The following is a 15,672-nucleotide window of genomic DNA, read 5'->3' on the forward strand; positions in this document are numbered from 1 at the left end:
CACTCACGAGCGTCAACCGTTGACGTTTGTTTGGCTACACGGAAAACTAAAAGATGACGTACCTGCAGCAGACGCCGCACTGGGAGCCGATCATGCCGTTCCGCCCACCGCTGGTGGCCCACGAGTACTTCTCCGCCGACCCGCCGGAACTGCCCCGGCGCGCGCACGGCGAGCACGGCCCCGAGTCCGTCGTGTGGGCCGAGCTGACCGGCAAGGACTCCACCGGCGCGACGCTGCACGCGCACACCGACGCGGGCACCACGCTGCAACTGCACGTCGGCGCGGCCGGCGACGGCATCCTGCGGGTGCGGCTGTCCGAGGAGTCCGGCGCGCGCAGCCGCAGCGCCCGGCTGCTCCCGCTCACCCAGCCCGACCCGGGTGCGGTGGCGACCGTGGTGACCGGCGAGAACACCGTCACCGTCACGGCCGGCCCGCTGACCGCCGAGGTGACGCTGAGCCCGTGGCGGCTGTCCTTCCACGACGCCGACGGCCGCCGCCTGCTGGGCGCGGACCCCGGGCTCACCGACATCTCCGGCCGCATGCGCACCCTGCCGCTGGGCTGCTCCCGGGTGGACGGGCGGATCGTGGCCTACCACGAGAGCTTCCTCATGCCCGCCGACGAGGTGCTGTCCGGCACCGGCGAGCGGTTCACCGCGCTGAACCTGCGCGGCCAGCGGCCGGTGATGTGGAACTTCGACGCCTTCGGCAGCGAGTCCGACCGGGCGTACAAGAACGTGCCGTTCTACCAGTCCAGCAGGGGCTACGGCATCGTGGTCGACTCGGGCATGCCGGTGGAGTTCGACTTCGGCGCGTCGACCGGCAGCGTCACCCAGCTGATCGTGCCCGACGACCTGATCGAGTACTACGTGCTCGCCGGGCCCACCCCGGCCGACGTGCTGGCCCGGTACAACGCGCTCACCGGCCGGCCGGCGTGCCCGCCGAAGTGGGCGTTCGGCTCCTGGATCTCGTCCGGCTTCTGCCGCGACACCCAGGAGCAGGTGCTGGCCCGCGCGGCGACGATCCGCGAACATGGCATCCCCTGCGACGTGCTGCACCTGGACACCTACTGGCAGGCCGAGGGCACCTGGTCGCACCTGCTGTGGGACCCGGTGGCGTTCCCCGACCCGGACGCCATGCTGGCCACCCTGCACGAGCAGGGCTTCCGGGTCTGCGTCTGGATGAACTCGTACCTGTCGCACCGCACCGACCGCTTCGCCGAGGCCGCCGAGCGGGGCTTCCTGCTGCGCCGGGCCGACGGCGCGGTGTACGTCGCCGACTCCTGGCACGGCTCGTTCCCCGCCGGCGGCATCGTCGACTTCACCAACCCGGAGGCGACGGCCTGGTTCCAGGACCTGCTGCGGCCGCTGGCCCGGCAGGGCGTGGACGTCTTCAAGACCGACTTCGCCGAGGGCGTGCCCGCCGAAGCGGTCGCCTTCAACGGCATGACCGGCACCGAGCTGCACAACGTGTACGCGCTGCTGTTCAACGACGCCGTCGCCGAGGTCACCCGCGAGGTGCACGGGCACTCGACGGTGTGGGGGCGCTCGTCGTACCTGGGCGGGCAGCGCCATGCCGCGCAGTGGGGCGGGGACACCATGTGCTCGTACGAGGCCATGGCGTCGTCGATGAACGGCGGGCTCGCGCACGGGCTGTCCGGTGTGCCGTACTGGTCGCACGACAGCGGCGGCTTCTGCGGCACCCCCAGCGACGACCTGTACCTGCGCTGGGCCCAGTTCGGGGCGCTGTCTCCGCTGGTCCGTTTCCACGGCACCACCACCCGCGAACCGTGGCGCTTCCCGGCCGTCGAGGCCGACGTGATCGAGGCGCTGCGGCTGCGCTACCGGCTGCTGCCGTACCTGTACTCGGCCGCGCTGCGCTCGGCGGAGACCGGCGAGCCGATGATGCGCGCGCTCGGCGTGGACACCCCCGCCGACGCGGCGTCGTGGCGGGCCGAGCACGTGTACCGGCTCGGGCCGGAGCTGCTGGTCGCGCCCATGATCAGCGCCAGTCAGCAGCGGGACGTCTACCTGCCGCCGGGCGAGTGGGTCGACTGGTGGAGCGGCGACGTGATCGTCGGCGGCGTCACGTCGCGGGTCGATCCCCCGCTGACCCAACTGCCGCTGTGGGTACGCCGTGACGCTCTGCTACCGGTCACCGCACCCGCCGCGCATCTGGCCGACGGGCCGTGGGCGCAGCTCACGCTGCTCAGCTTCGGCGGCGGCGACGCCGTGACCGAGATCCGGGACGACGGTTACGTAAGCACTGTCGCCGCACGCCGGGACGGGGATACGCTCTCGGTGACCATCGCCGGGCCGGCCCGGGTCACGGCGATCGCGTTCCCCACCGTCGCCGGCGGCACCCCTCCGGCCACCGTGCTGGTCAACGGCGTGCGGGCCACGCTGGGCCCGGTGGACGGCTTGCTCACGGCGACCTGGCAGGCACCAGGAGACTGAACCCCATGGCACTCGTCGCCGGCATCGACTCCTCCACCCAATCGTGCAAGGTGGTGGTCCGTGACGCCGACACCGGCGCGCTCGTCCGCCAGGGGCGGGCGAGCCACCCCGACGGCACCTCCTGCCCACCCGACGCCTGGTGGTCCGCCCTGCAGACGGCGATCACCGCGGCGGGCGGGCTGGCCGACGTCGCCGCCGTCTCGGTCGGTGGCCAGCAGCACGGCATGGTCTGCCTCGACGCTGACGGCCAGGTCGTGCGCGACGCCCTGCTGTGGAACGACACCCGCAGCGCCCAGGCCGCCACCGACCTGGTCGGCGAGCTCGGCGGGCCGCGCGCCTGGGCCGACGCCGTCGGCAGCGTGCCGGTCGCCTCGTTCACCGTGACGAAGCTGCGCTGGCTGGCCCAGCACGAACCGGACAACGCCGCCCGTACGGCCGCCGTCTGCCTGCCGCACGACTGGCTGACCTGGCGGCTGGGCGGCACCGGCGACCTGTCCGCGCTGGCCACCGACCGCAGCGACGCCTCCGGCACCGGCTACTGGTCCCCGAGCACCGGCGAGTACCGCCGCGACCTGCTCAAGCTGGCCCTCGGCCGGGACGTGCTGCTGCCGGCCGTGCTCGGCCCCGACGGCTCGCCGGGCCGGACCCCGGGCGGCATGCTGCTCGGCCCCGGCGCGGGCGACAACGCCGCCGCCGCGCTGGGCGTGGGCGCGCAGCCGGGCGACGTGATCGTCTCCATCGGCACCTCCGGCACCGTGTTCAGCGTCGCGACGGTCCCCGCCGCCGACGACACCGGCACGGTCGCCGGCTTCGCCGACGCCACCGGCCACTACCTGCCCCTGGTCTGCACCCTCAACGCCGCCCGCGTGCTCGACGCCGCCGCGACCATGCTGGGCGTGGACCACGCGGAGCTGTCCCGGCTGGCCCTGTCCGCCCCTGCCGGCAGCGACGGCCTGGTCCTCGTCCCCTACCTGGAGGGCGAGCGCACCCCGAACAAGCCCGACGCGACCGGCTCCCTGCATGGCCTCACCCTGGGCACGTCCACCCCCGCCCACCTGGCCCGCGCCGCCGTCGAAGGCATGCTCTGCGCGCTGGCCGACGGCCTCGACGCCCTGCGCGGCCAGGGCGCGACCGTCAACCGCGTGGTCCTCGTCGGCGGCGGCGCGAAGTCCGAGGCGGTACGCCGCATCGCCCCGGCCGTCTTCGGCTGCCCGGTCGTCGTCCCCCCGCCCGGCGAGTATGTCGCCGACGGCGCCGCCCGCCAGGCCGCCTGGATCGCCACCGGCACGGCCCCCGCCTGGACCCTCGACGGCCTCGAACTCTTCGAAGCCGACGCGCTCCCCGCCGTCCGCGCCCGCTACGCCGAGGCCCGCAACCTCACCCTCCCCCGCCTGTAGTGCAAGGAAGGGCACCTTCACAACGCTCCGCGTTGTAGAAGGTGCCCTTCCTAACGGCGGCTCGCCGCGGACCGGTGAAATCGCCGATGCCGCGGTGACGGGCCACTGCGCAGACTGATCAAGTAGCCGCCGGCACCGTGCGCCCTGGCATCGTGTGCCCCGGTGGCACGCCGGCCGGGTGCGGCGGCTCCGAGCCCTGACCTGATCGGAGAGCCGCATGCAGACCTTCCCGTCCTTCGACGGCACCACCCTGGCGTACCACACCTGGGGCGAGCCCACCGCCGGCCGGCCGCCCGTGGTGCTGCACCACGGGTTCAGCACCTCCGCGGCGGCCAACTGGAAGGCCCCCGGTGTCGTCGACGCGCTGGTCGGCGCGGGCCGCCACGTGATCGCGATCGACGCCCGCGGCCACGGCTCGTCCGAGAAGCCCCACGACCCCGCCCGGTACGGCGAGGACAAGATGGCCCGCGACCTGGCCGCCCTCTTCGACCTGCTCGGTCTGGCGCAGGTGGACCTGGTCGGCTACTCCATGGGCGGCGTCGTCGCCCTGCTCACCGCCGCCGCGGACCGCCGCGTCCGGCGACTGGTCACCGGCGGCATCGGCGCGGGCGCCGTCGAGCAGGGCGGCGTGGACCGGTCCGCGCTGCCCGGCCGCGCGCTGATCGACGGCCTGCTCACCGACGACCCGAGCACCATCACCGACGAGCGGGTGATGGGCTTCCGCTTGTTCGCCGACGCCTCCGGCGCGGATCGCAGAGCCCTCGCAGCCCAGGCCGAAGCGGGCCACCGCACGCCGATAGCCCTGGACCGGATCACGATCCCCACCCTGGTCCTCGCCGGGACGGACGACTGGCTCGCCACCCGCCCCGAGGTTCTCGCCGCCGCGCTCCCCGACGCCCGCTGGAAGGTCCTGGCCGGCGACCACCTCACCGTGGTCCGCAACCCCGAATTCGCCACCGCCATCGTCACCTTCCTCGCCTGACCCTCACCCCGCCCAGGGAAAGAGATCGCCGCGGCGAAGGGAGAGCCGCGGCGATCGGTCTGGGCGGGGCGAGGGTGGGGTGACTGGTCAGCCCTTGAGGGCGCCGGTGATGACGCCCTTGGTGAAGTGGCGCTGGATGAAGGGGTACACGGCGACCACCGGGATGAGGACCACTACGACCACGGCCATCTTGACGGCGAGGCTGGGTGGAGCGTTGAAGCCGAGTGCGGGCGGGGAGCCGATGCCCGCGGGGCTCTGGCCGGCGATGATGTACGCCTGCAGCACCTGCTGCACCACCCGGTCCTCGGCGTCGTTGAGGTACAGGACCGCGTTGAAGTAGATGTTCCAGTACCCGACCGCGTAGAACAGCCCGACGACCGCCACGACGGCCTTGGACAGCGGCAGCACGATGCGGGTCAGGATGGTCCACTCCCCGGCCCCGTCGATGCGGGCGCTGTCGAGCAGCTCGGCCGGGATGCCCATGAAGAACTGGCGCACCACCATCAGGTTGAACGCGTTGACCGCCGCGGGCAGGATCAGCGCCCAGTGCGAGTCCTTGAGCCCGAGGCTGGTCACCACCACGTAGGTGGGCACCAGACCGGGGCCGATCAGGAACGTGATCAGGAAGAACATCAGCAGCGGGCGGTGCCAGAGACTGCCCGGCCGGGACAGCCCGTACGCGGCGAGCACGGTGCAGAGCACGCTGAGTGTGGTGCCGACGACGGTGACGAACATGCTGTTCCAGACCGCCTGCGACACCTCGCCCCGGGTGAAGATCAGCACGTACGCCGAGATGTCGAAGTCGCGCGGCAGGAACACCATGCCGCCCGCGTCGGCGATCGCCTTCTGCGACGAGAAACTCGTCACGAGCACCGACCACAACGGGATCAGCACCGCCAGCACCACGGCGGTGAGCAGCACGCCCTTGCCGATCCGCCCGGCGATCGTGGGCGGCTCCTCCCAGGCGGGCCGCTGGGCCCGCCGACGGCGGGCCCTCATGGCCGAAGTGAGGACAGTCATGAGCGGACGAACACCCCCTCCTCGCCGAAGCGGCGGGCCACCCGGTTCGCGACCAGGATCAGGATCAGACCGATGACGGCCTTGAACAGCCCGGCGGCCGCGCCGACGCCGTAGTCCTGAGTGAGCAGGCCGAGGTGGTACACGTAGGTGTCGAGCACCTCGGCGGCCTGCCGCCCGACCGCGTCACGCTGCAGGATGAACTGCTCGAAGCCGACCGACAGCGCGTTGCCCAGCTGCAGGATGAGCAGCAGCACCACGACCGGGCGCAGGCCGGGCAGGGTGACGTGCCACAGCCGCCGCCACCGGTTGGCCCCGTCGGAGGCGGCCGCCTCGTACAGGCTCTGGTCGATAGCGGTCAGCGCGGCCAGGAAGATGATGGTGCCCCAGCCGACGTCCTTCCACAGCGACTCGGAGCTGACCAGCAGGATGAATGTGTCCGGATTGGTCATGACGTCCCACGGTTCCAGACCGTTGTCCCGCAGCACCTGCGCCAGCAGGCCGGAGCCGCCGAGCATCTGCAGGAAGAACGTGATGACGAGCACCCAGCTGAAGAAGTGGGGCAGGTAGACCACGGTCTGCACGAAGCCGCGCAGCCGCGTCGACACCACGCTGTTGAGCAGGATCGCCAGCGCGATCGGCAGCGGGAAGAAGAAGACCAGCTGGAACGTGGTGATCAGCAGCGTGTTGCGCAGCGCGTCCCAGAACTGGGAGTCGGCGAACAGCTCCGCGAAGTTGGTGAAGCCGATCCAGGGGCTGTTGACGATCGCCTCGATGGCGGTGTCGCCGGACCACTGGTCGTAGTCCTTGAACGCCACCACGTTGCCGAGTGTCGGCACGTAGTGGAAGACCACCAGCAGCAGTACGGCGGGCAGCGCCATCAGCAGCAGCGGCCAGTCCCGCCGCCAGCGCGCCCCGAACGAGGCCCGCCGCCGGGTGGGCGGCGCGCCGTCCGGGGGTGTGGGAAGTGGCCGGGCCGCCGAAGACCCGGCCACTGGACTGTCGAGGTTCGTCCTGCGGGGCTCGCCGGCTCGATCCTCGGCCTTCACGGTGCCGGTGGCCTGCCCCGGCGGCCCGTCCGCAAGACGGACCGCCGGCGGCTGCCCACCGGCGTCGGTGGTGCCTTTCACAGCGACTCCCTGTTCATCGACCAGCGTCGCTCAGCGCCTTCGCCATGTGCGCGCGGCCGGCCTCGCCGCCCCCGTCGCGCCACTCCTTGAGCACCGCGTCCAGGTCGGACAGCGGACGCCGCCCGCGGGCGATGTCCTTTACCTTGTCCTCGGTCGGCTGCTTGACCTTCACGTACTCCGCCGGCATCTCCAGCTTCATGCCCAGCCACGGGTCGACTTCGAGGTGCTTGACCGCGGCGTTCTCCCAGTTGATCAGATCGGTCACGTAGTGGGGAACCCGTGCGTCGTACTTGATCGTGGGGGCGGTGCCGGCCAGGAAGCGGAACTGGTCCGCCTTCTCCTTGCCCTGCAGGTCGGTGCCGGCCGGCCAGCCGTCGGCGCCCTTGGTGAAGTGCTTGCCCTCGACGCCGTACTCGATGAGCTCGAACTCCTTGGTGCCCAGGGGCGCGGCGACGAAGTTGAGGATGCGCAGGATCTCCTCGGTCTTCTCCTTGCCCAGGCCCTTCTTGACGAAGGTGTAGAAGACCGGGTCGCCCGAGCCCCAGACCAGCGGCGCACCGCCGTCGGCGGCGAAGAACGGCACCGGCTGCATGTTGAAGCCGGTGGTGACCTTCTGCTGCTCGGCCTGCATGCCGAGCCACGCGCCCACGCCGTCCTGGATCATCGCGATCTTGCCGCCGGAGAACAGCAGCTTGGCGTCCGCGCCCTTGCTGGCCACGACCTCGGGGTGGATCAGGCCGTCCTTGTACAACTTGGTGAGGAACTCCAGCGCCGCCTTGAACTCGTCGGTCTCGTACTTGAAGACGACCTTGCCGTTCTTGGAGCCCCAGCCGTCCTTCGAGTTCGGCACCCGGAAGATCATCTCGACCATCGCCTGGACGTCGTTGAACGCCCAGACGCCCTTGCCGGGGTTGGTCATCTTCTTGCCGAAGTCGTACAGCTCGTCGGCCGTCTTCGGGATCCCGACACCGGCCGCGTCGACGAGGTCCTTGCGGTAGAACAGCGCCCACGGGTAGGGGCCGTCGGTCGGCCACGGCACCGCCATCAGCCGCTCGTTCCAGACGGCGTTGCCCCAGGCGACGGTCGGCAGGCTGGCCAGCATCTGGTACGGCGCGACCTTGTCCCCGGCCAGGTGGTCGGTGAGGTCCTCGAACAGCGCCTTGGCCGCCTCCGAGAAGTTGGGGATCTTGCTGATCTCCCAGCCCGGGATGCAGAGCACGTCCGGGATGTCACGGGCTGGCAGGATCGCGTTCAGCTTGTCGGCGTACGTGTTGCCGTCCTGGATGCCCGGGGTGACCACGGCGCCCAGCTCCGCGTTGATCGCGTCGAGGTAGGCGTTCTGCCCCGGACCAGCCGGCACCTGCCCCCAGTACGGCGTCATCGTGGTGATGGTGCTGCCCCGGCCGGGCTTCTCGGTGATCGCGTCGACCAGCGAGGACGGGTACTTGGTGAAGCCGTTGGCGACCGGCGAGACGCCCTTGATGTCGGGCTGCACCAGTTCCAGCGGCTGGTACTTGGGCAGGACCGCCTGCAGCTTGTCCAGCTGCTGCGTCGTGCCCTCGTCCGCCGCCTTCTCACCGCAGGCGGCGAGTGTGCCGCTGCCCGCGACGGCGATCGCGCCCAGGCCGAGCAGGCTCAGGAACGATCGGCGGTTCGCCGCCGCGCCCGCGAGGGGGTTGTCCACGGCGTGCTCCCTTCGTCATTTGTCAAGCTCAGGATCAGGGAAAGGGGTGTCGGTGGAGCGGTTACGCGGTACAGTTAGTTCGGCTTTCGACTAAACAAACTAGCCGAAGGTCAGAGCGACCACAAGGGAGCGTTCCCACGCCGACGTCGACGGCGATGCTGACCGACGGCTCCATACGGCATGATGGGGCGACCAGTGCAGCCACACCGGAGGGCAGACGGTGATCACGATGCAGCGCGGCCCTCAACCGGCGGACTTCGCCGATGTCAGGGCCACGAACCTGGCCGTCGTGCTGCGCTACGTGCGCAACCACGCGCCATGCTCCCGCGCGGAGATCGCCGCCACCACCGGCCTCAACAAGGCCACCGTGTCCAGCCTCGTCGCCGACCTGATCGAACGCCGGCTGCTGCGCGAGACCGGGCTGACCGAGCACCGGATCGGCCGCCCGGCGACGATGCTGGTGCTCGACGGCTCGCCGTACGCGGCGATCGGCATCGAGGTCAACGCCGACTACCTCACCGCGGTCGCCATCGACCTGGCCGGGCAGCAGGTGCTGTCCTGGCGGCGCTCGTTCGCCGGGCTCGCGTCCAGCCCCGCACAGGCCGCCACCGCGATCGCGGCACTCGGCCGGCGCGCGGTCAACCGCGTCCTCAAGGAGGACCGCCGGGTGCTCGGCCTGACCGTCGGCGTGCCCGGCCTGGTCTCCCCCGACGGCGTCGTCATCATGGCTCCCAACCTGGGCTGGCAGGACGTCAACCTGCGCGACATCGTCAACCGCGCCCTCGGCGAACCCGGCTTCCCGGTCGCCGTCGACAACGACGCCAACCTCGCGGTGCTGGCCGAATCGCGCTACGGCGCGTTCGCCGGCTCGCAGAACCTGATCTACCTGACCGGCGAGGTCGGCATCGGCGCGGGCATCATCAGCGACGGCCGGCCGCTGCGCGGCCACCGCGGCTTCCCCGGCGAGATCGGCCACATCACCATCGACCCGCAGGGCCCGCCGTGCGCCTGCGGCCGCCGCGGCTGCCTGGAGGCGATCGCGGGCATCAGCGCGATCATCGCGCGGGTGCTGCCCGACCTGGCCGGCGACGGCGACCTCACCGACCTGCAACCCGAGGTCGACGAGGTGGTACGCCGAGCGCGCGCCGGCGACCCCGCCGCGCTGCGAGCCCTCGACGAGGTGGGCCGGGCTCTCGGCCAGGGCGTCTCCATTCTGGCCAATCTGCTCGACCCGGAGGTCGTCGTCCTCGGCGGCTACTTCGTCCCCCTCGCCCCCTGGCTCCTGCCCCCGGTCGAGGCCGAACTGAAAGCCCGCCGCATCGGTCCCGAGCAGGGCGGTGCCCAGGTCGTCGCCTCGATCCTCGACCACGGCGCGGCCGCCACCGGCGGTGCCGCCACCGTCCTCGACCACGTCGACGCCGGCCGCCTCCCCCGCCTCTGACCCCCACCCACACCGCCCGCCGGCCCACCCCACCTGCCGCAACTCTTAAAGAGTCGCGGCATCCGGGCAGCCCTGAGGCCGCAAGTCTTTAAGAGTTGCGGCAGGGGCGGGGGCGGCGCATCGTTGGTTGTTCGCGGGTCGTTAATAAGGGTGTAATCCGGACAAGACACCCTTATGGACGGAGCCACCTGTGGGCAGTGATCGGCCGGTGTTCGTCGTGGGGTGCCCGCGGTCGGGCACCACGATGCTGCAGCTCATGCTGCACGCGCACCCGCGGATCGCGATCCCGCCGGAGACGCGCTTCCTGCTCGGTGCGTACACCGACCGGGCGAGCTTCGGCGACCTGCGCGAACCCGCCAACCGGCGCGGCCTGGCCGAGTGGATCACCGGGACCCGGACCGCGTTCGGTGACCTGGGCCTCGACCCGGACGCCGTGGTCGAGGAGATCGTGACCGGCCCGCCTACGCTCGGCTCCGCGCTCGGCACCGTGTTCCGCGCCTACGCCCGCCGGTTCGACAAGCCCCGCTGGGGCGACAAGCGCCCGGCGTACCTGAACAACCTGGTCCCGCTGCTGCGGCTGTTCCCCGACGCGCAGATCGTCAACATCGTGCGCGACGGCCGCGACTGCGTCGCCTCGCTCGGCGAGACGCCCTGGCAGCAAGGCAAGGACGTGTGCCACGCGATCTCCGACTGGGCGCGGGCGATGGACTCCTCCGCGTACGCCCGCCGGATCCTGGACGAGGACTCCTACCACGAGGTGCGTTACGAGCACCTGGTCGCCGATCCCGAGCCGGAGCTGCGAGCGATCTGCCGTTTCCTGGGCGAGGAGTACGACCCGGCGATGGCCGAGCCGGCGCGGCTGGCCGACGTCGCCGTGCCCAGCCGCAAGAGCTGGCACCGCCTCACCCACGAGCCGGTGACCACGGATCGGGTGGGCAGCTGGCGGGAGCGGCTGGAGCCCTGGCAGATCACCCTGTGCGAGGCGAAGCTGGGCAGCCGGCTGCGGGAGCGGGACTACCCGCTGTCCGGGGCAGGTTCGCCCTGGTGGCGCGGTCCCGGCCGGGTGCACCACCTGCACTACGCCCACGTGGACGGGCCGCGCCGCACCGTCGCGGCGCGCCGCGGGCTGTCCCGGCTGCGCGACCGCCTGCGCCCCGTCGAGGAGCTGGCATACCGTCCGCCCTCGCCGCGCGAGCTCCTGCCGGGCTGACACCGCGGGCCCGATCCCGAAAGTTTCGCCGGGCGGGGGCATCGGCGCTGGTGAGCCGATCGCCCTTCGATGGCGGCCCACCTGCCGTGGGAACGCTCCCTTGACGACGGCCGGTGGAACACGGTAAATCTCTGGGCGTACTCCGTTGCGAAATCAGGCAGAAACACATGCCGCGCGGGGTCTTTTTCAGACGATCGTCGAAGCGCTTCGACTGTGGATCAGGATCCGGAATAAGCGCGACCTTCTGTCGAAGCGCTTCGACACGACGCACCGCCCCTCCACGACGCATCTTCCGACCGTCCGCCCAGACGAAGGAACCCGGCGATGAACTTCCGCGACCCCTCCGCACCGCTGTCCGACCGCGTCGCCGACCTGCTCGGCCGGCTCACGCTCCCCGAGAAGATCGCGCTGCTGCACCAGCACCAGCCACCCGTGCCCCGGCTGTCGGTGGGCGGGTTCCGCACCGGCACCGAAGCGCTGCACGGCCTCGCCTGGCTCGGCGAGGCGACGGTGTTCCCACAGGCGGTGGGCCTCGGCGCGAGCTGGGACCCGGACCTGGTGCGCCGGGTCGGCGCGGCGGTCGGTGACGAGGTCCGGGCCAGCCACCACAAGGACCCGTCCGGGGCCGGGCTCAACGTGTGGGCGCCGGTGGTCAACCCGCTGCGCGACCCGCGCTGGGGCCGCAACGAGGAGGGGTACAGCGAGGACGCCTGGCTGACCGGGCTGATGGGCGCGGCGTACGCGCAGGGCCTGCGCGGTGACCACCCCGTCTACCTGAAGACCGCGCCGACGCTGAAGCACTTCCTCGGCTACAACAACGAGAACGACCGCTGTGTCAGCTCCAGCAACCTCGGCCCCCGGGTGCTGCACGAGTACGAGCTGCCCGCGTACCGCCCCGCGATCGAAAGCGGCGCGGCGGTGGCCGTGATGGCGTCGTACAACCTGGTCAACGGCCGTCCGGCGCACGTCAGCCCGCACCTGGACGACGACCTGCGGTCCTGGACCGGCGACGAGGTGCTGGTGGTGTCGGACGCGTACGCGCCGAGCAACCTGGCCGACCCGGCCCAGCAGGCCTACTTCCCCGACCACGCGAGCAGCCACGCCGCTTCGCTGAAGGCCGGGGTGGACAGTTTCACCGACGCCGACGCGAACTCGCACGTCACCATCGGACGGCTCACCGAGGCCCTCGACCGCGGCCTGATCACCGAGGCCGACGTGGACACGGCGGTGCGGCGGGTGCTGACGATCCGGATGCGGCTGGGCGAGTTCGACCCGGCCGAGGCGAACCCGTTCACCGGCCTCGACCCGGACACGGTGAACTGCCCCGCGCACCAGGCGCTGGCCCGCGAGGCCGCGACCCGCAGCATCGTGCTGCTCAAGCAGGAGTGCCGGCTGCTGCCGTTCGACCCGGAGCAGGTGCGCCGGGTCGCGGTGATCGGGCCGCTCGGCGACCAGCTGATGGCCGACTGGTACAGCGGCACGCTGCCGTACCAGGTCACCGCGCTCGACGGCCTGGCCGCCCGGCTCGGCTCGGACCAGGTGACCTTCGACGAGGGCGCGGACCGGGTGGCGCTGCGCCTGGTGGGCGGCGGTTACCTGGCGGTCGCCGACCCGCAGGAGGCCAAGCCGTTGCGGCGGGCGTTCGCCGACCCGCACGGGTTCGACGTGTTCGACTGGGGCAGCCACCCGGGCCCGGCCGGGCACCACGGCACCAGCGTGCTGGCGCTGCGCTCGGCCGCCAACGGGCGGCACCTGACCGTACGGGACAACCTGCTGGTCGCCGACGCGCCCGGCCCGCACGGCTGGGACGTGCACGAGACGTTCCGGCTGGTCGAACGGTCCGACGGCACGCTGTCCCTGCACCACGAGCTGAGCCGTAGCTACCTCGTCGTCGGCGAGGACGGGGTGGCCGCGGTCGGCGCGAGCTTCGAGCAGGCGTCCCGGCTCCAGCTGGAGCTGCGCCACAGCGGGGCCGAGCAGGCCGCCGCCGTGGCCGCCGAGGCGGACGCCGTGGTCGTGGTGCTGGGCAACCATCCGCTGGTCAACGGGCGCGAGACCGAGGACCGGGAGAACCTGGCCCTGCCGCCCGCGCAGGAGGCGCTGCTGCGCGCCGTGTACGCCGCCAACCCGCGCACCGCCCTCGTGCTGACCAGCAGCTACCCGTACGCGGTCAGCTGGGCCGACGTGCACCTGCCCGCGGTGCTGTGGAGCAGCCACGGCGGCCAGGAGTTCGGGCACGCGCTCGCCGACGTGCTGTTCGGCGACGCCGAGCCCGCCGGGCGGCTGCCGCAGACCTGGTACCGCAGCCACTGCGAGCTGCCCGACCTCTACGACTACGACATCATCACCAGCGACGCGACGTACCTGTACTACCGCGGCACCCCGCTGTACCCGTTCGGACACGGCCTGAGCTGGGGCGAGTTCGAGTACGGCGCGGTCGGCCTGGACGCCGACGCGATCGACGCCGACGGCACGGTCACCGTCACCGTCGAGGTGGCCAACGTCGGGCAGCGGCCCGGCGAGGAGGTCGTGCAGCTCTACACGCACCAGCAGCGCTCGCGGGTCAAGCAGCCGCTGCGGCGGCTGCGCGGGTTCCGCCGCGTCCGGCTCGCACCAGGCGAGCGCACCGTGGTCAGCATCGCGCTGGCCGCCGCCGACCTGTCGTTCTGGGACGTGACCACGGGACGGCCCGTGGTGGAGGCGGCCCGGCACAAGGTGATGGTGGGCCGCTCGGCGACCGACATCCGCGGCTGCGCCACGCTGACCGTACGCGGTGAGCGGATCGGCCCCCGCCGACCCGGCCTGCTGCGCGCGATCGACCACGACGAGGCCTGCGGCGTGGTGCTGGTCGACGCGGCCCTGGACCGGGGCGACGCGGTGCGCGCCACGGACGCGGGCGCGTGGCTGTCCTTCGGCGCGACCGATCTGACCGGCTGCGAGCAGGTGACCTTCGCGGTCGCGGGCGGCGCGGGCCGGGTCGCGCTGGTGGCCGACGATCCGCTCGACGGCGAGGTGCTCGCGGAGGCGGTCGGCGCGGGGGCGGGCCGGTACGCGTACGAGAAGATCAGCTGCGCGCTTGGCACATCCGGCCGGACGGACCTATACCTGGTGTACGACGCACCGGGCATCATCGTCAGCGAGCTCGCCTTCTCATGAGCGTCATGGGCGGCGGGGTGTGGGCATGAACGGGAGCAGCGGGGAGGTGCCGCCGATGAGGAGCCGTCCACAGCGGTCGTCCCAGCGCGACAGCGTGGTGACCATCGCCGACGTGGCCCGGCACGCCGGTGTCTCCACGAGCACGGTGTCGTACGTGCTCAGCGGCAAGCGGGCCATCTCCGCCACGACCAGCGCCCGGGTGCACGCCAGCATCCGCGCGCTGGGCTTCCACCCGCACGCGGGCGCGCGTTCGCTGGCAAGCAAACGCTCCAGCGTGATCGCGCTGGTGCTGCCGCTGCGGCAGGGCATGCACCTGCCGGTGCTGATGCAGTTCGCCACCGCGGTGGTCACCAGCGCCCGCCGGCACCACCACGACGTGCTGCTGGTCACCGCCGACGAGGGCCCGGCCGGGCTGCGCCGGGTCGCCGCGGGCGCGATGGTGGACGGCCTGGTGCTGATGGACGTGGAGATGCACGACCCGCGGGTGCCGACCCTGCGTAAGCTGGAACGGCCCAGCGTGCTGATCGGGCTGCCCGCCGACTCGGCCGGGCTGACCTGTGTCGACCTGGACTTCCACCGGGCCGGGGCGGTGTGCGTGGAGCACCTGGCGGCGCTGGGCCACCGGGAGATCGCGCTGCTCGGCGCGCCGCGCGTGGTGTACGACCGGGACACCGGTTTCGCCCACCGCACCCGCGACGGCTTCGTGGAGGCCGCGAAGCGGCTGCGGCTGACCGCGTACGCGCAGCCGTTCGAGGAGCACCCGCAGGCGGTGCAGGAGTCCCTGGCCCAGTTGCTCGCCCATCACCCGCGTCTGACCGGCTTGGTGGTGCACAACGAGGCCGCGGTGGCGCACGTGCTGAGCTCGCTGCGCGCGCTGGGCCGCCGGGTGCCCGAGGACGTGTCCGTGGTGGCGATCTGCCCCGACGAGCTGGCCGAGCGGTCGTCCCCGGCGCTCAGCTCGGTGCAGATCCCGGCCGAGGACGTCGGGCGGCAGGCCGTGGAGCTGCTGATGCGCAAACTCGACGACCGCGCGGTGCCGCCGGCAACGCTGCTGCCGCCGATCCTCACCCCGCGCGCCAGCACCGCCCCCGCCGCCGCCTGACGCCCCCGCTCGCGGCGTCCACAAAGCACCTGGTCAGAGCATGACCATCGGCGGGCGGCGGCGCGGCCGAAATCGGGGCTTCACAAGAAGGCAACCGCGC

10 protein-coding genes are annotated in these 15,672 nt (G+C 72.1%); 7 read left to right on the forward strand and 3 right to left on the reverse strand.

From position 1 onward, the window contains the following. The first annotated feature begins 53 nt into the window (after nt 1-53). The 3 genes from ACFQO7_RS08005 to ACFQO7_RS08015 all read left to right on the forward strand — a co-directional run bounded on the left by ACFQO7_RS08005 (nt 54) and on the right by ACFQO7_RS08015 (nt 4,832). Nucleotides 54-2,453: a TIM-barrel domain-containing protein gene (locus ACFQO7_RS08005; protein WP_376805808.1), complete on the forward strand. Its 2,400-nt coding sequence runs from the start codon at nt 54-56 to the stop codon at nt 2,451-2,453. Nucleotides 2,454-2,458: 5 nt separating this feature from the next. Further along, the gene (xylB, locus tag ACFQO7_RS08010) at nt 2,459-3,850 is read left to right on the forward strand and encodes a xylulokinase (RefSeq protein WP_376805809.1); all 1,392 of its coding nucleotides are present in this window, start codon (nt 2,459-2,461) and stop codon (nt 3,848-3,850) included. 217 nt (nt 3,851-4,067) lie between these two features. Beyond that, nucleotides 4,068-4,832 carry an alpha/beta fold hydrolase gene (locus ACFQO7_RS08015; RefSeq protein ID WP_376805810.1) on the forward strand — a complete coding sequence of 255 codons (765 nt, stop codon included), beginning with the start codon at nt 4,068-4,070 and terminating at the stop codon, nt 4,830-4,832. Nucleotides 4,833-4,919: 87 nt separating this feature from the next. On the opposite strand, the gene ACFQO7_RS08020 is transcribed toward ACFQO7_RS08015, so the two are convergent. The 3 genes from ACFQO7_RS08020 to ACFQO7_RS08030 are packed head-to-tail and all read right to left on the reverse strand — an operon-like array spanning nt 4,920 to nt 8,663. Then, a complete protein-coding gene (locus ACFQO7_RS08020; protein WP_376805811.1) occupies nt 4,920-5,831 on the reverse strand; it encodes a carbohydrate ABC transporter permease in 912 nt (303 codons plus the stop codon). A gap of 17 nt (nt 5,832-5,848) precedes the next feature. Beyond that, complete coding sequence (locus ACFQO7_RS08025) at nt 5,849-6,979, reverse strand: ABC transporter permease (protein WP_376805812.1); 1,131 nt, start codon at nt 6,977-6,979, stop codon at nt 5,849-5,851. Between the two features lie 13 nt (nt 6,980-6,992). Continuing rightward, on the reverse strand, nt 6,993-8,663 hold the full coding sequence (locus tag ACFQO7_RS08030; protein ID WP_376805813.1) for an extracellular solute-binding protein: 1,671 nt from the start codon (nt 8,661-8,663) through the stop codon (nt 6,993-6,995). Nucleotides 8,664-8,892: 229 nt separating this feature from the next. Here ACFQO7_RS08030 and ACFQO7_RS08035 point away from each other — a divergent pair, with 229 nt between their 5' ends. From ACFQO7_RS08035 to ACFQO7_RS08050, 4 genes are all read left to right on the forward strand, one after another. Beyond that, nucleotides 8,893-10,104, forward strand: coding sequence for an ROK family protein (locus ACFQO7_RS08035; RefSeq protein ID WP_376805954.1), 1,212 nt, complete (start codon nt 8,893-8,895; stop codon nt 10,102-10,104). 190 nt (nt 10,105-10,294) lie between these two features. After that, a complete protein-coding gene (locus ACFQO7_RS08040) occupies nt 10,295-11,314 on the forward strand; it encodes a sulfotransferase family protein (protein ID WP_376805814.1) in 1,020 nt (339 codons plus the stop codon). Nucleotides 11,315-11,638: 324 nt separating this feature from the next. After that, the gene (locus ACFQO7_RS08045; RefSeq protein ID WP_376805815.1) at nt 11,639-14,470 is read left to right on the forward strand and encodes a glycoside hydrolase family 3 C-terminal domain-containing protein; all 2,832 of its coding nucleotides are present in this window, start codon (nt 11,639-11,641) and stop codon (nt 14,468-14,470) included. A 55-nt stretch (nt 14,471-14,525) separates the two neighbouring features. Next, the gene (locus ACFQO7_RS08050; protein WP_376805816.1) at nt 14,526-15,572 is read left to right on the forward strand and encodes a LacI family DNA-binding transcriptional regulator; all 1,047 of its coding nucleotides are present in this window, start codon (nt 14,526-14,528) and stop codon (nt 15,570-15,572) included. Nucleotides 15,573-15,672 lie beyond the last annotated feature (100 nt).

Source organism: Catellatospora aurea (assembly GCF_042663325.1).
Lineage (GTDB): Bacteria > Actinomycetota > Actinomycetes > Mycobacteriales > Micromonosporaceae > Catellatospora > Catellatospora aurea.

Bases quoted from the DNA above. Each gene is read 5' to 3' on its own strand.
- ACFQO7_RS08005 (WP_376805808.1), top strand. From the start codon at position 54: ATGACGTACCTGCAGCAGACGCCGCACTGGGAGCCGATCATGCCGTTC.
- xylB (WP_376805809.1), top strand. From the start codon at position 2,459: ATGGCACTCGTCGCCGGCATCGACTCCTCCACCCAATCGTGCAAGGTG.
- ACFQO7_RS08015 (WP_376805810.1), top strand. From the start codon at position 4,068: ATGCAGACCTTCCCGTCCTTCGACGGCACCACCCTGGCGTACCACACC.
- ACFQO7_RS08020 (WP_376805811.1), bottom strand. From the start codon at position 5,831: ATGAGGGCCCGCCGTCGGCGGGCCCAGCGGCCCGCCTGGGAGGAGCCG.
- ACFQO7_RS08035 (WP_376805954.1), top strand. From the start codon at position 8,893: ATGCAGCGCGGCCCTCAACCGGCGGACTTCGCCGATGTCAGGGCCACG.
- ACFQO7_RS08045 (WP_376805815.1), top strand. From the start codon at position 11,639: ATGAACTTCCGCGACCCCTCCGCACCGCTGTCCGACCGCGTCGCCGAC.
- ACFQO7_RS08050 (WP_376805816.1), top strand. From the start codon at position 14,526: ATGAGGAGCCGTCCACAGCGGTCGTCCCAGCGCGACAGCGTGGTGACC.